Consider the following 19,846-nt stretch of genomic DNA (forward strand, 5'->3'; position numbering starts at 1 on the left):
TCTGAATATTTTTAAATTAAAATAAGCCATGGGAAAAATCATTTTTACAATACTTCTTTTCAGCCTTTCCACAGTAAGTGCGCAGACTATTGAATCGTCAAGCCGAAATACAACAGGTTATATCAAACGTGACGGAACAATCGAAAGCAGCAGCCGTTCGACGTTAGGTTACATTAAAAATGACGGTACCATTGAAAACAGCAGCCGAAGCACGATCGGATACATTAAAAGTGACGGAACTATCGAAAATAAAAACCGCTCGACTGTTGGCTACGTTAAAAAAGACGGGACGGTGGAAAATAGCAGTCACTCTACCATTGGGTATATCAAAGACGATGGAACCGTAGAAAACAGCAGCCGCAGCACCATTGGCTATGCAAAAGGCATCAGAAAAGAATGGGCAGCAGTGGCGTTTTTCTTTTTTAACTTTGATTAATCATCCGTTTCCTGGAAAAACTTCTTCTCGTTAAAAGCTTCAAGGTTTTTGAAGCAGGATAGCGCGGATTTGCAATCACGATAGCGCGGATCCGATAGGCGGATTTGCAATCCGTGCTTAATATTACACAAAAAAACCACCGAAATCCGGTGGTTTATTATTTATAAGATTATTAATCTTGTGGTTCGTTCAAAGGCTTGTGCTCGCCCGGCTGATCTCTTCCTTCAGGATTTAATTTTCCTTCCGGTCTTGCAGGTCTCTCAGATCTGTTTTGACCTTCCGGTCTTGGAGCTCTCTGCTCACCTTCTTTTTTCTCCGGTCTTGGTGGTCTTGGCAATAAAACTTTTCTGGAAAGTTTCATTTTTTTACGGTCGTCGTAACCCATAAATTTCACCTCAACCTGATCTCCCTCATTGTAAGGAACTTTATCAAGTCTTGCCCACTCGATTTCAGAGATGTGAAGAAGACCTTCAGTACCTTTAGCAATCGCTACGAATGCTCCGAAATCCATTACTTTCACAACTCTTCCCTGGTAAACTTCACCTACAACAGGCACAAAAGTAATCTCGTTGATTTTTGCAATCGCCTCGTTGATTTTCTCTCTGCTCACACCAGAAATTTCGATTCTACCGATCTCGCCAACTTCTTCAATTGCGATCACAGTATCTGTATCTTTCTGCATTTGCTGAATGATTTTTCCTCCAGGTCCGATTACAGCACCGATGAAATCTTTAGAAATTTCCATCATCACCATTTTCGGAGCGTGAGGTTTCACGTCTTCTCTTGGTGCAGAAATCGTTTCATTTAATTTATCAAGAATATGTAATCTTCCGTCTCTTGCCTGTAGAAGGGCTTTCTCCATGATCTCCATTGATAATCCTTGAACTTTGATGTCCATTTGGCAAGCCGTGATTCCGTCTGCTGTTCCTGTTACTTTAAAATCCATATCTCCCAAGTGATCTTCATCACCCAAGATATCAGAAAGCACAGTATATTTACCTGACTTTACATCAGTTACCAATCCCATTGCAATACCTGAAACCGGCTTCTTGATCTGAACACCCGCATCCATCAATGCTAAAGTTCCTGCACAGACAGTCGCCATAGAAGATGAACCGTTGGATTCTAAAATATCAGAAACGATACGGATTGTATAAGGATTTTCTTCCGGGATCATGTTTGCCAAAGCTCTCTGAGCTAAGTTTCCGTGCCCCACTTCTCTTCTTGAAGTTCCTCTCAAAGGACGAGCTTCACCAGTTGAGAACGGCGGGAAGTTATAATGAAGGAAGAATCTCTCGTCATAGTTTACCATTACGCTGTCTACCATGTTTGCATCTTTTACTGAGCCTAAAGTTACAGCCGTTAAAGACTGAGTTTCACCTCTTGTAAAGATTGCAGAACCGTGAGCTCCCGGTAAATAATCGATTTCAGACCAGATCGGACGAATAGTCTGAGGATCACGACCGTCAAGACGGATTTTATCATTGATAATCATCTGACGCATCGCTTCTTTTTCCACATCGTGGAAATATACTTTAGCGAAAGGAGTTACTCTTTCAAGCTCTTCAGCATGTTCTACATACTGAGCTAAAAATTCAGCCAAAACAGCTTTGAATTTCTCACCTCTCTCCTCTTTTCCGGAAGGAATTTTTGCTACTTCGTATACTTTATCGTATGTTTCTTTCCACACTTTCTCACGGATTGCTTCGTCGTGATTTTCGTGGCTATATTCTCTTTTTGGGAATGATTTGCCTACTTTTTCAGCTAATCTTTCCTGAGCTTCAACCTGTTTTTTGATTTCTTCGTGAGCAAAAGTAATCGCTTCAAGCATTTCTGCTTCTGTGATCTCTTTCATCTCTCCTTCCACCATTACGATAGAATCTTTGGTTGCACCAACCATGATGTCAAGGTCAGCCAGTTTAAGATCTTCATAATTAGGATTAATTGCCAGTTTCCCGTCGATTCTTACTACTCTTACTTCAGACATCGGTCCGTTGAAAGGAATATCGGTAATTGCAATCGCTGCAGACGCTGCCAAACCTGCTAAATCATCAGGAATTGACTGTCCGTCATAAGAAATTAATGAAATCATTACCTGTACTTCCGCATGGAAATCTTCAGGGAATAATGGTCTTAAAACTCTGTCCACCAAACGCATTGTCAGAATTTCCTGATCAGATGGTCTCGCTTCTCTTCTGAAAAAGTTACCGGGGATTTTTCCACCTGCGTAGAATTTTTCTCTGTAATCTACTGTTAATGGTAAGAAATCTACACCATCTTTTGCTTCTTTGCTGGCTACAACAGTTGCTAAAAGCATTGTTCCGCCGATTTTTACTACAACAGAACCGTCAGCCTGTTTTGCCAGTTTTCCTGTTTCTAAAGTGATCTCTCTGCCGTCTGCAAGAATGATCGTTTCTCTAATTGCTTGAGGTATACTCATAAATTGTTTTGTGTTGCACTCCGTATTGAGTGCTTTAATTATTATATTTCGTCTAAAATGTGGTGCAAATTTAAGGTATTATTTGTTATAATATCCTATTTTATAGATTTAAGGAGTAAATTGTAGATTTTAAACATTTAAATCGTAAACATCAGCATTACTTTCTGTTTTTGTTTTTGATAATGGTGTAGCCCAGTCTCCATTCAAGAAAATCTGCCACGTGGAAATTGTAGGCTCTGATACCGAAAGAGGCGAAAAGGCGGTCTGTAATCTGATATTGAAGTGCAATTTTCTGGAAGATGATGTTGTTGTCATATCTCCGCGTTGTTTTAAATGGATACACTCCGGCCCCGACTGTCACATAAAGTTTCCCAATCATCAGACGGTAAGTCGGAACGACGCTCACAAGCAGTCTGTCATGCGAAAACCTCTTTTTTCTGTACAGCGTACTGTCTACCACATAGCCCTGATAATTGTATTCTCCGTCATAATTTACTCCCACACCCAATCCGTAGGCAGACTTGTCTGAGTACTGATGCATGTACAAAAGGTCGGCACCATAAACATTGTATTCATAACCATCGTACAGTTTAATATCGTCACGGTTGTCGCCCTGATAAAAAGTATCTTTTCTTCCTCCAAACACTGAAAATTCCAGAGTGTTGTGTTTTTCTGAAGGCTGGTAGATGGTATCTGACTGAATAGGTTTAATTCTCTCCGGATAATAAATGAGACTTAACTGTCCCGAAGCCATATTTAAACCTTTATTTGGCACTTTGGTAGAACCGTTGGATAAGTGATTATATTTTACATTTAAACCCAGATCAAAATGCTCACCTATTTCATAATAAAGTCCTGTACTTGCACTGATATACATATTGGTTTCAGCACCTATCGAGATATTGTAGTACTGCCTGTCAAAATCATGCACATTTGAATTAAAAGAAATCCCGAAATTCACACCGTACATCCATTTCAGTTTATTCCACTGGTTTATTTTGGCGTTGTAAATTCCGTAAATTCCGTAAGGACTGCCCATATCTCTGCCTTTTAAAAAATCAAGAGCAAAAACTCCGAAACCTATTTGCGGGTAATTGTAGAGCTTCTCCCAATCTCTGCTGCCATCAGTCTGTTTCAGAAACTGAAAGTTGTATCCTGTGTACGCTTTGTGTCTGTAAAAATTCAGAGATTCGTTGGTTGGAATAATTCCCCCATACTCTGTTCCTGCTGAGAATGCCCATCTGCGGGGTTTTATGCTGTCGTTTTCCTGTGAATACAGAAATGTATTTGAAAGCATTAGAATTAAGAAAATATAAAATCTGCGAACCACGGGCATTTTATTTTAGAAAGTGACAAATTTAACGATTAGGTTTTAATTAAATTACAAATCAGGTTTAGTTTTGAAACTAAATCCATAAAAAAAGCAACCTCTTTCGAAGTTGCTTCTTTATTTTTGGAAATCGGATAGATTATTTTCTTAAACCAAGTTCAGCAATAATTGCTCTGTATCTTGTGATATCTTTTTTCTTAAGATAATCTAATAAGCTTTTTCTCTTACCTACTAATTTCACCAAAGATCTTTCAGTATTGAAATCGTGACGATTTGCCTTCAAATGCTGAGATAAGTGGTTGATTCTGAAAGTAAATAGAGCTACCTGTCCTTCAGCGCTTCCTGTGTCTGTTGCAGATTTACCGTGCTTTGCGAAAATTTCTGCTTTTTTTTCTGTTGTTAAGTACATTCCAATATTGTTTAATGATTATTATGTAACGGGTGCAAAAGTACAACAATTTTCTGAATCAGAAAACTGTAAAACATTATTTTAGTATCAACCTGGCGGAAACTTTATTAAAATTATCAAAAAAATAAGTCTTATCTCATTAAAAGACAGTATTTTTGCATGTATAAATGAGAAAAGAATTATTATTTACCCTGATCCTGATTTTTGCCCTGAAAACCAACACAATTTCAGCACAGAAACATCATGATATTCAAAACATTCTCTACTTCAATCCTGAGGTGGAACCTGATGTTGAAGAGATCAAGGAACCGACAAATCTTGCCTTTTTCAGTGCCGTTTCAGATCATATCAGCACGCATAAGAAAAGAAAAATGCTGAAAACTGAAATTCAGCTGTCTTTTGAAAACGCCGATCCGAAGACCATTTCAGATTACGCCGTAAACAATGATGCCGATTTTGTAACGGTTTCTAAAGTTAAATACTTCAAAGTAGGCTTAGGAAAATACGTATTTTCGAATCAGGTGGTTGTGAGCATGAAACTTTTCGATAAGAGCGGAAATCTCATTACAGAATCTTCCTACGATACCTACAGAAAAAATATGCGGATGCTGGGTTCAGCAGAAAATTCCATTAAAATAGGAACTGCCGGAGCTCTGAAAAACATTTTCAAAAACCTGCGGAAACTGAAACCGACTACAGACAACGACATCTAAAGTTTAATAAATCCTTAAATTTAGGCGGTTCTTCGTATAGTTTTAAAATTTGATTTATTTTTGCATAGCTAAAATTTCTATCTTGAATCAATCTGACGAACTTATCTTCAACCCTGCCGACATTGCCGAAACACTCAGCGAATTACCCGCTGACGAAAGACTGTTGGCATTTCTGAAAGTTCCGAAAGAATACAAAGCTGACGTTTTCTCGCATCTTGACCCTGATTTTCAGGAAGAAACCATCCGAAGCATCACAAGTGCCGAGGTTTCTGAAATCCTGAATGCGATGACTCCGGATGACAGAACTTCCCTGTTTGAAGATTTTCCGGATGAACTTATCAAATATTCCATCAATCATCTTAATCCTCAGGAAAGAAGAATTGCACTGAAACTTTTGGGTTACGATTCTGATTCCATCGCCCGTCTGATGACGCCTTACTACATCCAGATCCGAAAAGAATGGACGATAAAAAGATGTCTTCAGCAGATTAAAAAAGTAGGAAGCAAGGTAGAAACGATGAATTACCTTTACGTAGTTGACGAAAGAAACCGACTGATTGACGATATTGCTCTGGGAAGTCTGCTTTTAGAGGAAGAAGAAACTCTCATTTCAGAAATTACAGATAATCATTTCGTCGCAATTACAACAACAACTTCAAAAGAAGATGCAGTTCAGTATTTTGAAAAATACGACCGTGCTGCACTTCCCATCGTTACTGAAGCAGGAGTTTTGGTAGGAATTGTTACGATTGACGATATCTTAGATCAGATTGAATCTCAGAATACAGAAGATATTCAGAAATTCGGGGGTGTAGACGCGTTGGATGATCCTTATATTCAGACGCACTGGTGGGAAATGATTAAAAAAAGAGGTCTCTGGCTGATTGTACTTTTCTTCTTACAGTTGATTACCGCATCAGTAATGGGTTTTTATGAAAATGAAATTGAAAAAGCTGTCGTTTTAGCCCTGTTTATTCCTTTGATTATTTCCAGTGGCGGAAATTCAGGATCGCAGGCAGCAACGCTGATCATCCGTGCTATGGCTTTACAGGAAATTACGATAAAAGACTGGTGGATCGTAATGAAAAAAGAGCTTCTTACCGGAATTATTCTGGGAACTTTTCTCGGAGTGATCGGGTTTTTCAGAATTATGATCTGGCACGAACTTGGCTGGTTTGATTATGGAGATTACTGGTTTTTCATCGGCATCAGCGCAGGGATTTCTCTGGCGATGATTGTACTTTGGGGAACAATTTCCGGTTCTATGGTTCCGTTTATCCTTAAAAAATTCGATCTTGATCCTGCAACCTCATCTGCACCATTCGTGGCAACACTGGTCGATGTAACCGGACTGATTATCTATTTTACAATTGCCGCAATGTTTTTAACCGGAAAACTTTTGTAATTTTAGACACCATCTAAAATTATTCAATGAAAGTAGTTTCTCTCGTACCCTCAATTACTGAGGCTTTATTCGATTTAGGTTTAACGGAAAATGAAATCGTCGGAAGGACAAAATTCTGCATTCACCCAAGAGAAAAAGTGAAAAATGTAGAAATCATCGGTGGGACAAAAAATCTTAATCTGGAGAAAATTAAAAGTTTACAACCTGATATTATTCTTGCCAATAAGGAAGAGAATGTGAAAGAACAGGTTGAGGATCTCATGAAAGATTTTAAAGTGATGGTGACCAATGTTGAAAATATCGAAGACAATTATTACCTTCTGAAAACCCTTGGAAACCTTTTTAATAAAGAAGAAAAAGCACAACAGTATAATCTGAAAATTTATGACGTTCTTCAAAATTCAAAAATAAATTCTCCTGTAAAAGCGGCATATCTGATCTGGAAAAATCCTTACATGACGGTTGGCTCAGATACTTTTATTGATAAAGTTTTACAAGAAATCGGTTTTAAAAATTTATTTGAAGACCGAAAACGTTATCCTGAAATTCAAGTTGAAGATCTGGCTGGTGCCGATGTTATTATGCTCTCGTCGGAGCCTTTTCCGTTTAAAGAAAAGCATATTCTGGAATTGAAAGAGATTTATCCTAACAAGAAAATCATGATTGTAGATGGCGAGGCATTTTCATGGTATGGGACGCATATTGCGAAGTGTGAGGATTATTTTAAAGAGTTGGTTTCGGAATTTCATTAAAATATTTTCGGTTATAGAATTTAAATGTGAGTTCGCCCTTTCAGGGCTTATGATTACTTTATCTGATTATTCATAGGGCTTCACCCTATGCTATTGTTTTCGCCCTTTAAAGGCTTTTTAAATAACAAAGCATTTAATTATTTTCAAATAAATAATTCCAACAAAAGTTTCATTTATACTTTGGCTAAAGTTCGGTATTCTACAAAAAATGAAAGCGGACTAAAGTCAGCTCCTGTTAATAAAAAAACTCAGACCGAAATCTGAGTTTTATGTTTTAAAATTTAAATAAGATTACAGAATCCTGGAAACTTCATTACAAAGCCATTCCAATAATTCTAAATCTTCTTTTGTAAAAGGATCAATCGTATGGGAATCGATATCTATCTGACCAATATTTTCGCCGTTTTTAAAGATCGGAACAACGATTTCAGCTTTTGTATCGATGGAGCAGCTCAGATAGTTGTCCTGCAAATGCACGTCGGGAACGATGAAAGTTTCATTGGAAACTGCTACCTGTCCGCAAATTCCTTTTCCGTAAGGAATGATGATGTGATCTGTTTCTGCTCCCACGTAAGGACCAAGTTTCAACTCATCTTTATCTCCGTTTTTGAAGTAAAAACCCGTCCAATTGAAGTAGGAAATTTCCTGATCCAACAGGTGGCAAACCTTTTCAAGTTTCTCTTCTGTATTATGTTTCGGACTTTCAAGAATAGACGAAAGTCTCTTTTTTAATTCTGACATTATTTTATATTTTACGAGAATTGTTTCAGTGAAAGTTCTTTTTTGTAGCCAAACATGCTTCGTTCTTTAATCATATCTGCCACGCCTTCAGGGATCTGATCTTCCCAGCCGGCAATATTGCATGTAATCTTTCTGAGAATTTCTCTTGAATAAATCTCCAGGAATTCAGGGTTGAAGTTTTCAATATCTACAATTCTGTCATTGGTTTTGAAATATTTGTAAAGTTCCTTCAGATTATCACCCACTTTCAGTGTTGTAGAATTAAGAAGCTCCTGCGTTTCAGGATCTTTGTAAGGATAAAGATATACCCGCATTCCGTTTCTGAAGAATTTACCGAATGCCTCAAGAATTCCTCCAGAAAGATTTTTGTAGTATTTCTCGTCAAATACCATCAACAGGTTGTTTACACCCATTGCAACACCGATATCGCCGGTAGTGTAAGCGGAGAAGTAATCGATAAGTCTGTAGTATTCTGAGAAATTTGAAATAATAACCGTGTAACCCAATTTTCCTAAAACATCCACTCTGTCGAGGAAATCTCTTTCGTCGATATCTCCGTCTGCACGCAGGTTTGAGATGGTAATTTCAATGAAAATTTCGGTCTGCTCCTGAGTACACTGAGAATCTTTCATAAACATTTCGATACCGCTTTCCAGCATGTCGATGTTAACCTTAGTTACAGGTCTGAAACTTCCTCTTACCGCAAAAATATTTTTCTTGTACAGAAGATCTGCGGGAAGCATATTGTTGCCTTCAGAATTGAAAACTACAGCGTCGGTCATTCCGTTTTTCACGAGTTGCAGTGACATCAGACGGTTGTCTACATAATCGAAAACAGGTCCGCTGAAATCTATCATATCGATTTCAAGATTGTCTTTTGCTATATCGTCGTAGAGAGACTCAATTAAATTTCTCGGATTATCTGAATATTTGTAAGCTCCGTAGATTAAGTTAACACCTAAATTACCAAGCGTTTCCTGCTGTAAAGTAGCGTCATTTTCTTTGAATTTAACGTGAATCACGATCTCATTGTACTGAGCATCCACTTCACTCTGAAAACGGATTCCTACCCAGCCGTGGCCTTTTAAAGTTTTGTCAAAATTAATCGTCGTAACGGTGTTGGCGTAAGAAAAATACTTTCTGTTGGGATGATTTTCCCGCGAGATACGTTCTTCTATCAATGCCACCTCATACCTGAGCATTTTGCGCAGACGGTTTTGGGTAACATATCTGTTTTTAACCTCTTTACCATAAATGGCATCACTGAAATCTTTATCGTAGGCTGACATGGCCTTTGCGATGGTAGACGACGCTCCTCCTGCTCTGAAAAAATGCCGAACGGTCTCCTGCCCTGCTCCAATTTCTGCGAAAGTACCATAAATAGTAGGATCTAGATTTATTGTCAATGCTTTTTGCTTGGGCGTAAGTTTCTGATACATTAGGACGTGTAATTTTTTCGTAAATTTACCAAAATTAAACCAACCTCGAAAGAAAATGAAGTTGAAATTTTTAGGCACCGGAACCTCACAGGGCGTTCCCGTTATTGGATGCGAATGCGAGGTTTGTAAGTCTGCCAATCCAAAAGATACACGATTCAGGTCTTCAGTGATGATTACCTCGGATGAAGGAAAAAAAATCCTCATCGACTGTGGCCCCGATTTCCGGCAGCAAATGCTTCTGAATAATGAGGGACATATTGACATCGTACTGATTACCCACGAACACAACGACCATGTGATCGGACTTGATGATATGAGACCTTTGATTTTCAAAACCGGAAAAAACATGCCTGTTTACTGCCTTGAAAGGGTCGGAAATGAGGTGAGAAACAGATTTCCGTATGCCTTTGCAGACGTAAGATATCCCGGAGCTCCGGCTTTTGACCTGCACTCTATTACCAACCGGAAATTTACTTTTGAAGATACAGAAATCGATCCTGTTGCAGTGAATCATCATACACTACCGATTTTAGGTTTTAAATTTAAGAAACTGGCTTACATCACCGATGCGAGCTCGATTACCGATAAAGAAAAACTGAAGGATCTGGATGTACTGATTGTAAACTGCATCCGTAAATTCGATCCGCATCCTGCCCATTTTATTTTGCCTGATGTGATCAGACTGCAGGAAGAGTTTAAACCAAAAAAAATATTTCTGACCCATATCAGCCATCATTTTGGATTATATGATATTGAAGAAGAACAACTTCCGGCCGGAATGCATCTTGCCTACGACGGTATGGAAATAAATTTCTAAAATTTTATTTAAAATAATTTTTGAGTTTTAATAAAACTTTCTATATTTGCACACCGATTTACAGCAATGTAACACCAGCCCAGGTGGCGGAATTGGTAGACGCGCTGGTCTCAAACACCAGTTCTTAGGAGTACCGGTTCGATCCCGGTCCTGGGTACAGAAACCACTGATTATCAGTGGTTTTTTTTGTTTTTTCACTATATCTCATTCAAAACTTTTATATTTCTACTATCAGTTCCTTATCAAAACCATTATATTTTTCAGTAACGTAACCATGCGGATTACAGATGACTTCGGTTTCTCCTATTTTATATCTTGAAGGTGTGTGAATGTGGCCGTGAATCCAAAACAGCGGCTGATGCAGTTCAATAAAATCTTCTAAGTTGGAAGCGTAGGCAGACGTGACAGGATCAGTTTTGAAATGTTCAGGAACTGATTGGAGACTCGGCGCGTGATGTGTGACAACAATGTTTTTCAGTCCTTTTGAAGTTTCCAGACTTTCTTTTAGCCAGTGTTTTGAGATTTGATGTATTTTAAATGTATCAATACTTCTCATCTTCGAATAAGAGGGATCAAGTCTGATTAATTTATAATCATTCATTTCAGTCTGACAAAGACTTCCGTAAGCCATAGGACTTCCAAAAATAGAGAAGTCTGTCCATAAAGTTGCGCCATGAAATCTTACATCTTCAATATCCATAAAAGAATCTTCGAGCACAAACACATTAGAATTTTAAGCAGCTGCTTTGATTTTATTTAAAGTTTTCGGATATGATCCTTTGTAATATTCGTGATTTCCTAAAATATAAATTACAGGTTTACCGGGAATTTTGGTTTTAATCCATTCAATTCCTTTTGTTCCTAAATTGATATCTCCTGCCAGCACAACTACATCTGCATTATCAAAAGATAAATCAGTAAAACCAAATTCCTGATGTAAATCACTGATGATTTGAATTTTCATGATTTAAAAATAATTTAATTTAAACTAAAAACTGCAAACAGATTTGATTTAAAAAAATAAAAATCTAAAAATCAAGCGTTTAAATTCGAATATTTAAAAAGTCTACTAGAAAAGTAGACTAATAGAAATATATGTTTTATATTTGCATCCGTAATCAGGTTTAACAATGAAAATGAAGACAAGATTCAGATACAATTCAATGAAGAAGATGCGCATCAATTATATGATGATGCAGTGCTGTATGCCTTTGTACAGGAATTTTAGTGGATGAGCTTAAACTTTTATTATGACATTTTATAAAGGCTTTACCACGTTGTAGAGCCTTTTTTATTTGCAAAAACCAATCAACAAAAACAATATGAAAACAACTGATTTTAAAAACAAATGGCTTGTTCCCATAGCATTTGTCAACATTTACATCATCTGGGGAATCACGTTCCTCGCCATTTCATTCGGATTAAACGGATTTCCACCCTTTATTCTTTCGGGACTGAGATTTTTCGCTGCCGGAATTTTATTGATTGGCTATTTAGTGGCGAAAGGAGAAAAAGCCGATTCATTAAAAAACTGGGGTAAAAATGCCGTAACCGGAATTCTGATTCTCACCGGAGGAACAGGGCTCGTTGCTTGGGGCGAACAATACGTCACAGCCTCTGAAGCCGCCATTACCATTGCAACAGGACCATTCTGGTTTATCGCCATTGATAAAAAGAACTGGAGCTATTATTTCTCAGATAAATTTATACCGATCGGACTGATATTGGGATTTGTAGGACTTATTTTATTCTTAAACGGAAGCGTCAACTCACACACTGAAAATGTAAATTCATCACTTCGAATTACGGCTTTTATTGTTTTGGCTTTGAGCTCTGTTGCGTGGGTTTTGGGATCTTTATATTCCAAGAAAAATCCAGCAGATCATTCAACTTTTATGAATATTTCTCAACAGTTAATCGTGGCTGGTCTGGCTGCTTTTGCAGTTGCTTTTTTCAGAAATGAATGGACTGGGTTTTCTGCAACATCAGTTCCTACATCGGCTTGGCTGGGTCTGCTATTTCTGATTTTCTTCGGATCCATTATCGCCTATATTTCATACATCTGGCTTTTGTCGGTAAAACCTGCAGCCATCGTGAGTACACACACATATATTAATCCAATCGTCACCGTGATTGCAGGATTTATCATTGCCAATCAGACAATTAATGGAAACCAACTGTACGGATTGGTCATCATACTAACCGGAGTTTTACTGACCAATGTCACCAAATATTTTAAACTTTCAAAACGGTCAAAAGCTAAAATCAGAAGAATTGCGAGACATTTCGGAAGAATCAGCAGACCTTATCAACCCATGTAATTTTAAAAATCAAAAATGATTGAAATTAAAAATATATCCAAAACTTTCCATCAGAAGAAACAGTCTTTTAAAGCTTTGGAAAACGTAAATCTCAGTATTGAAAAAGGTGATATCGTCGGCATTATTGGATTTTCGGGAGCCGGAAAAAGTACTTTAATCAGAACAGTTAACCTTTTGGAGAGACCGGATGAGGGACAGATCATTATCAACGGTACCGACTTCACCCAATTAAGTTCAAAACACTTGGCAAAGGAGCGTAAAAAGATCGGGATGATTTTTCAGCATTTTAATCTGCTTTCGTCAAGAACTGTTTTTGAAAATATTGCGCTTCCATTGGAGCTTGATAATTTTAGTAAAGAAAAAATCCGTGATAAAGTCAACGAACTTTTAAAAATTGTCGGGCTGGAAGACAAAGCGAACGACTATCCGAAAAGCTTATCTGGCGGACAAAAACAAAGGGTTGCGATTGCCAGAGCTTTGGCCAATGATCCTTACCTACTGCTCTGCGACGAAGCAACCAGCGCGCTGGATCCCGCAACAACGCAATCTATTCTGCAGCTACTGAGAGACATCAACCATCGTCTTGGAATCACCATTTTACTGATCACCCACGAAATGGAAGTCATCAAAGCGATCTGCAACCACGTTGCTGTTATCGATAAAGGACATTTAGCAATTAAAGGAACTCTGAGTGAAATTATATCCAACAGAGAAAATCCTATCATCAAACAATTTTTAAACTCGGGAGTTATGACTATACCACAGGAACTCAGCAAAAAACTACAGAAAGAGCCGCAAGACGGACTTTTTCCGCTGGTTGAAATCGAATTAAATGAAAAAATAAGCGTTGAAGAACTGCTTTCAATTATTTACGATCAATATAAAATCCCCTATAAACTTCTGAAAGCTGACGTGGAATATCTGGGCGATTCCAACTTTGGAAAACTCCTATTGCATCTGAAAGGTGAAGGTGAGGAAAATCAGAAAGCCATTTATTATTTTAATCAGAATAACATTCAAAATACTTTAAAAGGATATGCTTAGTGACTCTGTAATTTCGCTTCTATCAAAAGGAGTCTGGGAAACCGTTTACATGACTTTTGTTTCAGGATTTTTCGGTTTTGTGCTCGGTCTTCCGGTGGGAATTCTGCTTTTCGTTACCCGAAAAGGACAGCTGTTGGAAAATACCATTTACAACAGAATTCTGTCGGTTTTGGTAAATATTTTCAGATCAATTCCTTTTATTATTCTGATTGTGTGGATGATTCCTTTCACAAGATCAATCGTCGGAACTTCCATCGGAATGAACGCTGCACTGGTTCCATTAAGTATCGGAGCAGCTCCGTTTATTGCAAGATTGGTAGAAAACAGTCTTCTTGAAATTCCAAATGGACTGATTGAAACTACGAGGGCTTTGGGAGCAACACCGTTTCAGATTATCAGAAAAGTTTTGTTGCCTGAAGCTTTGCCTTCACTCATTAATAATGCAACGATTACTTTAATCACACTGGTAGGCTATTCCGCAATGGGTGGAGCTGTCGGAGCCGGTGGATTGGGACAGATTGGCTATCAGTACGGATATATCGGTTACGATGCTTTAATAATGAATCTCGTGCTTGGATTGCTCGTCGCTTTGGTGTTTATCATTCAGTTTTCGGGAGACCGATTGGCGAAGAGGGTTGATCATAGATGAGTTGGAGAGTTGGAGAGTTTGAGAGTTTGAGGGTTTGAGGGTTTGAGTCTTGATGGTAAAACTCAGAGGCGCAAGATTTTTTTATCCTGTATAAAGTTTTAAGGTACAAAGATTTTATTAGAGATAAAATTGATTGATAATAAAATAGTGAAAGTGCTTTCTCATTACTTCCGTCTCCCTCTCCCATCTTCCATCTCCCATCTCCCTCTTCCATCTTCCATCTTCCAGCACCCATCATCCCTCACCCAACATTTAAAAAAAAATAATTTACAATGAAAAAAATAAAAATTCTAAGTTTAGCAGCAGGACTGCTTTTGTTCGGAGCGTGTAACTCTCCAAAAAAAGACGACCCTAATTTCATCAAAGTAGGAATCACTTCCGGACCGGAACAGCAGATTGCGGAAACTGCAAAAAAAGTGGCGAAAGAAAAATACAATCTTGAAGTGGAACTGGTTTCATTCAATGATTACGTAGTTCCGAATGAAGCGCTGAACAATGGCGATATCGATGCCAATGCTTTTCAGCACGTTCCTTATCTTGATGAACAGTCGAAACAGCGCGGTTATAAATTAGCGGTGATTGGAAACACGTTTGTTTACCCTATTGTTGCATATTCAAAAAAGATAAAAAGCATCAGTGAACTTCAAAACGGAAACACAATCGTTATTCCTAATGATCCAACCAACGGCGGACGTTCTCTGCTTTTATTACAGAAAAACGGTTTATTAAAATTAAAAGATGGTATCGGATTACTGCCAAAAGTTACCGACATCGCTGAAAATCCAAAGCAGCTAAAAATTTTAGAAATTGAAGCACCCCAGCTTCCGAGGGTTTTGGATGACAAAGAAGTTGTGATTGCGGTTATCAACAATAATTTTGCAGCTCAGGCAGGGTTGGATGCCGATAAAAACGGAATTTTTAAAGAAGATAAGGATTCACCTTACATGAATGTCGTTGTTTCAAGAGAAGACAATAAAAATACGGACAAAGTGAAGAATTTCCTCAAAGCCTATCAGTCGAAAGAGGTGGAAGACAAAGCTAAAGAAATCTTTAAAGGTGGCGCTGTGAAGGGATGGAAATGATTGAGTGAATGGTCAATTGTGAATTGTGAATTGTGAATTGCGAATTTACAAAAACAAAAAACCGCTTTCGTAAAAAAGCGGTTTTTGTATTTTTAAAAAAAAATCCTTAGAATAATTCTTTTCTGATGATGTTCTGACTTCTTTCAGGACCTACAGAAACAAGATAAACATTGATTCCCAGATACTTTTCGATAAACTCGATGTATTTCTGAGCTGTATCCGGAAGTTCGTCGTAGCTTCTCACTTTCGTCAAATCTTCATTCCAACCCGGTAAATCCTGATAAATTGGCTCGTAGTTGTATAATTTTTCTGTTGATGAAGTAAAATAATCGATGATTTTTCCGTCTTCAGTTTTGTAATGCGTAACGATTTTCAGGTTTTCAATTCCTGTAAGAACGTCTAATTTAGTGATTACCAAATTATTGATTCCGTTAATCATACAGGCGTGCTTCAAAGAAACAAGGTCTAACCAACCTGTTCTTCTTGGTCTTCCTGTAGTCGCTCCGAATTCACCGCCAATCTGTCTGATGCTTTCACCCAACTCATTGTCCAGTTCAGAAGGGAAAGGTCCGTTTCCTACTCTTGTGCAATATGCTTTGGCAACACCAATCAAATTCTGAAGTGAAGTTGGCGGAACACCCGCTCCTGTACAAACTCCCCCGGTTGACGGAGAAGATGAAGTTACGTACGGATACGTTCCGAAGTCGATATCCAACATCAAAGCCTGAGCACCTTCAAACAATACGTTTTTACCGTCTCTGATGGCTTCGTTTAATTCCAGTTCAGTATCAACGATTCTGTCCTGAAGCTGTTTTCCGATTTCCAGATATTCGTTGTAGATTTCTTCAACGTCTAAAGTCGGTTTGTCGTAATATTTTTCGAAAAGAGAATTCTTTATTTTTAAGTTTTTCTCGATTTTGTCTCTTAAAATTTCAGGATTCAGAAGGTCGATCATTCTGATTCCTACTCTTGCGATTTTATCTTCGTAGCAAGGTCCGATTCCCTTTTTGGTGGTACCGATCTGCGTTCCTCCGTGCTCTTCCTCACGGTAAGTATCCAAAAGAATGTGGTAAGGCATGATGACATGCGCTCTTCTGCTGATGAAAATGTGATCAGTTCTCAGGCCTTTGCTTTCGATCTGATTCACCTCCTTAATGAAAGATTTAGGATTTACCACTACACCGTTGGCAATGATACACTTCCCTTTGCACTGAAGAACTCCCGATGGAAGAAGGTGCAAAACAAATTTTTCATCGCCTACATAAACTGTGTGACCAGCATTGTCGCCCCCCTGGAAACGAACAACGTAATCAGATTTTGCCGATAAAACATCCGTGATTTTTCCTTTACCTTCATCTCCATACTGAAGACCTACAACTACGTAAGTTGACATATTTTACTTTTATTTTAGATTCATGCAAAATTACTTTTAAAAAATTGGGTGGGCAAATTTGCGGTGGATTTTATTTTTGGGTGGGTGGAAATCATGTGTGTTCTCAAACTTAATTAATTGAATAATATCTTCATTAAATAAATTTTGAGTATATACCAATAATTGGTATATTTGATTAAAAATTATTAATGGCAAAAAACACATCAATATTATTAGGCGATTATTTTGACAATTTTATCAGTCAACAGATTAAATCTGGAAAGTTTTCTTCCGCCAGCGAAGTGGTGAGAACAGCATTAAGAATGTTTGAGTACGAAGAATCTAAAAAATCTGAATTAGTTAACGAATTAAAAAAAGGTGAAAAATCTGGATTTGTAGAAAATTTTGACCGTAAAGATTTTTTAAAAAAAATGCATCAAAAACATTCTGCTGAATAATGAAATACAGAATAAGCACAGAAGCATCAATCGATTTAGAAAAAATTTGGCTGTACACTTTTGAGACTTGGTCAACTGAACAAGCTGATTATTATTTTGATTTGATTATGAATGAAATTGAATACTTATCTGAAAATCCAAAATCAGGTAAAGATTACAGTAACATCAGAAAAGGATATTTCAGATCAAGAGTAAAATCACATTTTATATTTTACAGAATCAATATTAAAAATGAAGAAATTGAAATCATTAGGATTCTTCATCAGCAAATGGATATTTCGTCGAGATTGGATGAATAAAACTAAAACCTAACGGGTTTTATAAACCCGTTAGGTTTGCGACTCTTAATTCTCAATCAAAAAAACCTTACTCATCACATTAATCTCTTCCAAAAAAACTTCATCATGCGAAATCACCACCAAAGTCCCATGATAATCCTTAATAGAATTCGTCAGGATTTCCACATTTTGAAGGTCTAAATTATTCGTAGGTTCATCGAGAATAATTATATCAGGAGCTTTATTGCTGATGGAAAGTCCGCAAAGCAGAAGTCGCAGCCTTTCTCCTCCGCTCAAGACATCACACTTTTTGTCCCAATTTTCTTTTCCGAATAAAAATCTTGACAGTAAAGTTCTCACTTCAGATTCCGGCATTGCATTGTCGTTGAACTGTTGGGCAAAATCATAAACCGTCGCATTTCTGTCAATCAGAGAATATTCCTGATCTATATAAATAGTCTGAAAATCTGTTTTAGAAATTTTCCCGACAGAAGGTTGCAAATCTCCCAACAAGAGCCTGATCAAAGTGGTTTTCCCAGAACCGTTCGAACCTTTAATCAAAATTCTGTCACCACTTCGGAATTCAAAATTGAGATTTTCTTTCCAAAGATTTTCTTCATCATATTTAAAATTAATTTCCTCCGCCGAAATCAAAATTTTTCCCGAATGCAGATTGGAATCATTAAAATTTACTTTCATCTGATCCGCATTTCTCACCGACGAACGCAAATCCCGCAAGTCACCCGAAATATCATTAATTTTCTCGGCATGAATTGATTTTAATTTTGAAGAATTTTTCTCAGCATTATTCCGCAGCGTGTTCATCATAATTCTCGCCACACCCGATTTTTCCTGCTTTCCTTTTCCCCGTGCATCAAGCTTTTGCTTTCGTTCCAGTGTTTCCCTTTCCTTTTCTCTGGCTTTTTTCAGTGCCCGTTCTTTCGAATGAATATCATTTTGGAGCGCTTCATTTTCGATTTCTTTCTGTTCGGCATAAAAATCATAAGTTCCACCGTATGTCGAAATTCCCTGATTGCTCAGTTCAAATATCGTATCTACTAAATTCAGCAAGGCTCGGTCATGACTTACAATCACAACTGTTGAATTGGTTTTTTCGATAAAATCGTACAGCAAATTCCGTCCTTCCAAATCGAGATGATTGGTCGGTTCGTCGAGTAAAATAATTTCAGGCTGATTGATTTGAATTCCGGCAAGAAAAACCTTTGTTTTCTGTCCGCCACTCAGACTTTCCAAGGTTTGATTTAAATCTAAATTTTCTAATTTCCAATGCTGTAAAGCAATCTGACATCGTTCTTCAATGTCCCAGTCGTCATTTAAAATTTCAAAATAAATTTCATCCACTTCGCCACTCGTGATTTTTTGAAGAGCTTCTAATTTTTTGTCAATTTTTAGACATTGCGCAATCGTCAGGTCATTAAAATTTCCAAACATCTGCGGAACATAAAAAAAATCTCCCTGAATATTGATGTTCCCTTCCAAAGGTTCAATTTCATGAGCCATGATTTTCAGCAAAGTCGATTTTCCCGTGCCGTTGCTGCCGACCAAAGCAGATTTTGAGTGAGTAGGCATCGTTAAGTTAATAGAATTGAAAAGCAGATTTCCCGCAGGAAACCCAAAGGATATATGGTGTAGAAAAAGCATAATTTCTTTATTTAATTAAGGTTGAACTTCAATAACTTTTATGTTACTGTTGATTAAATCTGAAAGAAATTAAATTCTACATGTCTGAGGTTTTGGGGTTTGTGAGTTGCAAAGATAAAGATTTTTATTTTTTGAAGCTGATTCCCGCTTTCCGTTACAATCTTTTTTTTCAAAAAAGGATTTTCTCTTCAATCGGGGCTAAAGATTTTGTCGGGATTTAAATTGAACACTTCTTATCACCACTGCAAATGATTACCTATTGATGTCATCCCGTCAGATCCAGATACAAACTTTCCCTACTCTATCTTAAAACTTTGTTTATATCCCTACGGGATGACAGGTGGTGTGGAAAATATTGTGGTCATACTGAAGAAAATAAATTTTATTACTCTCCTTCTTTACATTCAGAATGACAGGAATTGTATTATTTATGAAAATATTCGTGATAATTTGTGTTTAAATTATTTCAGAATACAGTTTTCACAACCTTATTATTAA

The 19,846-nt window shown here is 37.4% G+C and carries 20 protein-coding genes and 1 tRNA gene; 12 read left to right on the forward strand and 9 right to left on the reverse strand.

Going from position 1 to position 19,846, the window contains the following annotated elements; translation table 11 throughout:
* The first annotated feature begins 28 nt into the window (after positions 1-28).
* A complete protein-coding gene (locus ASG21_RS14915) occupies positions 29-436 on the forward strand; it encodes a 5-fold beta-flower protein (RefSeq protein ID WP_056081850.1) in 408 nt (135 codons plus the stop codon).
* 172 nt (positions 437-608) lie between these two features.
* Here ASG21_RS14915 and ASG21_RS14920 read toward each other — a convergent pair whose 3' ends face one another.
* The 3 genes from ASG21_RS14920 to rpsO form a co-directional block, all read right to left on the reverse strand.
* Positions 609-2,876 (reverse strand): polyribonucleotide nucleotidyltransferase, encoded by a 2,268-nt coding sequence (locus ASG21_RS14920; protein ID WP_056081854.1) that lies wholly within the window; start codon positions 2,874-2,876, stop codon positions 609-611.
* A 157-nt stretch (positions 2,877-3,033) separates the two neighbouring features.
* Complete coding sequence (locus tag ASG21_RS14925) at positions 3,034-4,173, reverse strand: acyloxyacyl hydrolase (protein WP_056081858.1); 1,140 nt, start codon at positions 4,171-4,173, stop codon at positions 3,034-3,036.
* Positions 4,174-4,345: 172 nt separating this feature from the next.
* On the reverse strand, positions 4,346-4,615 hold the full coding sequence (gene rpsO, locus ASG21_RS14930; RefSeq protein ID WP_056081861.1) for a 30S ribosomal protein S15: 270 nt from the start codon (positions 4,613-4,615) through the stop codon (positions 4,346-4,348).
* A 167-nt stretch (positions 4,616-4,782) separates the two neighbouring features.
* Here rpsO and ASG21_RS14935 point away from each other — a divergent pair, with 167 nt between their 5' ends.
* The 3 genes from ASG21_RS14935 (at position 4,783) to ASG21_RS14945 (ending at position 7,485) form a co-directional block, all read left to right on the forward strand.
* Complete coding sequence (locus ASG21_RS14935) at positions 4,783-5,328, forward strand: hypothetical protein (RefSeq protein ID WP_056081863.1); 546 nt, start codon at positions 4,783-4,785, stop codon at positions 5,326-5,328.
* 82 nt (positions 5,329-5,410) lie between these two features.
* Positions 5,411-6,733, forward strand: a complete 1,323-nt coding sequence (gene mgtE, locus ASG21_RS14940; RefSeq protein ID WP_056081866.1) for a magnesium transporter — start codon at positions 5,411-5,413, stop codon at positions 6,731-6,733.
* A gap of 26 nt (positions 6,734-6,759) precedes the next feature.
* Complete coding sequence (locus ASG21_RS14945) at positions 6,760-7,485, forward strand: helical backbone metal receptor (protein ID WP_056081869.1); 726 nt, start codon at positions 6,760-6,762, stop codon at positions 7,483-7,485.
* Positions 7,486-7,776: 291 nt separating this feature from the next.
* On the opposite strand, the gene ASG21_RS14950 is transcribed toward ASG21_RS14945, so the two are convergent.
* Positions 7,777-8,226, reverse strand: a complete 450-nt coding sequence (locus tag ASG21_RS14950; RefSeq protein WP_056081872.1) for a GAF domain-containing protein — start codon at positions 8,224-8,226, stop codon at positions 7,777-7,779.
* An 11-nt stretch (positions 8,227-8,237) separates the two neighbouring features.
* Positions 8,238-9,665 carry a hypothetical protein gene (locus tag ASG21_RS14955; RefSeq protein ID WP_056081874.1) on the reverse strand — a complete coding sequence of 476 codons (1,428 nt, stop codon included), beginning with the start codon at positions 9,663-9,665 and terminating at the stop codon, positions 8,238-8,240.
* A 55-nt stretch (positions 9,666-9,720) separates the two neighbouring features.
* On the opposite strand from ASG21_RS14955, the gene ASG21_RS14960 reads away from it, so the two are divergent.
* Positions 9,721-10,482 carry an MBL fold metallo-hydrolase gene (locus tag ASG21_RS14960; protein WP_056081878.1) on the forward strand — a complete coding sequence of 254 codons (762 nt, stop codon included), beginning with the start codon at positions 9,721-9,723 and terminating at the stop codon, positions 10,480-10,482.
* Between the two features lie 77 nt (positions 10,483-10,559).
* A tRNA-Leu gene (locus ASG21_RS14965) sits at positions 10,560-10,639 on the forward strand.
* Positions 10,640-10,699: 60 nt separating this feature from the next.
* On the opposite strand, the gene ASG21_RS14970 is transcribed toward ASG21_RS14965, so the two are convergent.
* Both ASG21_RS14970 and ASG21_RS20445 read right to left on the reverse strand, forming a co-directional pair.
* The gene (locus ASG21_RS14970) at positions 10,700-11,206 is read right to left on the reverse strand and encodes a metallophosphoesterase (RefSeq protein ID WP_199767881.1); all 507 of its coding nucleotides are present in this window, start codon (positions 11,204-11,206) and stop codon (positions 10,700-10,702) included.
* Between the two features lie 9 nt (positions 11,207-11,215).
* Positions 11,216-11,446: a metallophosphoesterase gene (locus ASG21_RS20445; protein ID WP_199767882.1), complete on the reverse strand. Its 231-nt coding sequence runs from the start codon at positions 11,444-11,446 to the stop codon at positions 11,216-11,218.
* Between the two features lie 358 nt (positions 11,447-11,804).
* On the opposite strand from ASG21_RS20445, the gene ASG21_RS14975 reads away from it, so the two are divergent.
* The 4 genes from ASG21_RS14975 to metQ all read left to right on the forward strand — a co-directional run bounded on the left by ASG21_RS14975 (position 11,805) and on the right by metQ (position 15,578).
* Complete coding sequence (locus tag ASG21_RS14975; protein WP_056081881.1) at positions 11,805-12,803, forward strand: EamA family transporter; 999 nt, start codon at positions 11,805-11,807, stop codon at positions 12,801-12,803.
* Positions 12,804-12,818: 15 nt separating this feature from the next.
* Positions 12,819-13,847 carry an ATP-binding cassette domain-containing protein gene (locus ASG21_RS14980; protein ID WP_056081884.1) on the forward strand — a complete coding sequence of 343 codons (1,029 nt, stop codon included), beginning with the start codon at positions 12,819-12,821 and terminating at the stop codon, positions 13,845-13,847.
* Positions 13,840-14,496 (forward strand): methionine ABC transporter permease MetI, encoded by a 657-nt coding sequence (metI, locus tag ASG21_RS14985; RefSeq protein ID WP_056081886.1) that lies wholly within the window; start codon positions 13,840-13,842, stop codon positions 14,494-14,496. Before ASG21_RS14980 ends, metI begins: the two co-directional genes overlap by 8 nt.
* A 272-nt stretch (positions 14,497-14,768) precedes the next feature.
* Positions 14,769-15,578 (forward strand): methionine ABC transporter substrate-binding lipoprotein MetQ, encoded by an 810-nt coding sequence (gene metQ / locus ASG21_RS14990; RefSeq protein WP_056081890.1) that lies wholly within the window; start codon positions 14,769-14,771, stop codon positions 15,576-15,578.
* 106 nt (positions 15,579-15,684) lie between these two features.
* Here the strand turns inward: metQ and ASG21_RS14995 are convergent, their stop codons facing one another.
* Positions 15,685-16,971, reverse strand: a complete 1,287-nt coding sequence (locus ASG21_RS14995; protein WP_056081891.1) for an adenylosuccinate synthase — start codon at positions 16,969-16,971, stop codon at positions 15,685-15,687.
* Between the two features lie 188 nt (positions 16,972-17,159).
* On the opposite strand from ASG21_RS14995, the gene ASG21_RS15000 reads away from it, so the two are divergent.
* Positions 17,160-17,408 (forward strand): type II toxin-antitoxin system ParD family antitoxin, encoded by a 249-nt coding sequence (locus tag ASG21_RS15000; protein WP_056081894.1) that lies wholly within the window; start codon positions 17,160-17,162, stop codon positions 17,406-17,408.
* Positions 17,408-17,707, forward strand: a complete 300-nt coding sequence (locus tag ASG21_RS15005) for a type II toxin-antitoxin system RelE/ParE family toxin (RefSeq protein WP_056081897.1) — start codon at positions 17,408-17,410, stop codon at positions 17,705-17,707. Before ASG21_RS15000 ends, ASG21_RS15005 begins: the two co-directional genes overlap by 1 nt.
* Positions 17,708-17,752: 45 nt before the next feature.
* Here the strand turns inward: ASG21_RS15005 and abc-f are convergent, their stop codons facing one another.
* A complete protein-coding gene (gene abc-f, locus ASG21_RS15010; RefSeq protein WP_056081901.1) occupies positions 17,753-19,348 on the reverse strand; it encodes a ribosomal protection-like ABC-F family protein in 1,596 nt (531 codons plus the stop codon).
* Positions 19,349-19,846 lie beyond the last annotated feature (498 nt).

The organism is Chryseobacterium sp. Leaf394 (assembly GCF_001424105.1).
Classification (GTDB): domain Bacteria; phylum Bacteroidota; class Bacteroidia; order Flavobacteriales; family Weeksellaceae; genus Chryseobacterium.

Excerpts from the sequence above, each read along its gene's own strand:
- ASG21_RS20445 (WP_199767882.1), bottom strand. The coding sequence starts at position 11,446 with ATGAAAATTCAAATCATCAGTGATTTACATCAGGAATTTGGTTTTACT.
- ASG21_RS14975 (WP_056081881.1), top strand. The coding sequence starts at position 11,805 with ATGAAAACAACTGATTTTAAAAACAAATGGCTTGTTCCCATAGCATTT.
- ASG21_RS14955 (WP_056081874.1), bottom strand. The coding sequence starts at position 9,665 with ATGTATCAGAAACTTACGCCCAAGCAAAAAGCATTGACAATAAATCTA.
- metI (WP_056081886.1), top strand. The coding sequence starts at position 13,840 with ATGCTTAGTGACTCTGTAATTTCGCTTCTATCAAAAGGAGTCTGGGAA.
- rpsO (WP_056081861.1), bottom strand. The coding sequence starts at position 4,615 with ATGTACTTAACAACAGAAAAAAAAGCAGAAATTTTCGCAAAGCACGGT.
- ASG21_RS14925 (WP_056081858.1), bottom strand. The coding sequence starts at position 4,173 with ATGCTTTCAAATACATTTCTGTATTCACAGGAAAACGACAGCATAAAA.
- ASG21_RS14960 (WP_056081878.1), top strand. The coding sequence starts at position 9,721 with ATGAAGTTGAAATTTTTAGGCACCGGAACCTCACAGGGCGTTCCCGTT.
- ASG21_RS14920 (WP_056081854.1), bottom strand. The coding sequence starts at position 2,876 with ATGAGTATACCTCAAGCAATTAGAGAAACGATCATTCTTGCAGACGGC.
- ASG21_RS14950 (WP_056081872.1), bottom strand. The coding sequence starts at position 8,226 with ATGTCAGAATTAAAAAAGAGACTTTCGTCTATTCTTGAAAGTCCGAAA.
- ASG21_RS15000 (WP_056081894.1), top strand. The coding sequence starts at position 17,160 with ATGGCAAAAAACACATCAATATTATTAGGCGATTATTTTGACAATTTT.
- ASG21_RS14980 (WP_056081884.1), top strand. The coding sequence starts at position 12,819 with ATGATTGAAATTAAAAATATATCCAAAACTTTCCATCAGAAGAAACAG.
- ASG21_RS15005 (WP_056081897.1), top strand. The coding sequence starts at position 17,408 with ATGAAATACAGAATAAGCACAGAAGCATCAATCGATTTAGAAAAAATT.
- metQ (WP_056081890.1), top strand. The coding sequence starts at position 14,769 with ATGAAAAAAATAAAAATTCTAAGTTTAGCAGCAGGACTGCTTTTGTTC.
- ASG21_RS14915 (WP_056081850.1), top strand. The coding sequence starts at position 29 with ATGGGAAAAATCATTTTTACAATACTTCTTTTCAGCCTTTCCACAGTA.
- ASG21_RS14935 (WP_056081863.1), top strand. The coding sequence starts at position 4,783 with ATGAGAAAAGAATTATTATTTACCCTGATCCTGATTTTTGCCCTGAAA.
- ASG21_RS14945 (WP_056081869.1), top strand. The coding sequence starts at position 6,760 with ATGAAAGTAGTTTCTCTCGTACCCTCAATTACTGAGGCTTTATTCGAT.
- abc-f (WP_056081901.1), bottom strand. The coding sequence starts at position 19,348 with ATGCTTTTTCTACACCATATATCCTTTGGGTTTCCTGCGGGAAATCTG.
- ASG21_RS14995 (WP_056081891.1), bottom strand. The coding sequence starts at position 16,971 with ATGTCAACTTACGTAGTTGTAGGTCTTCAGTATGGAGATGAAGGTAAA.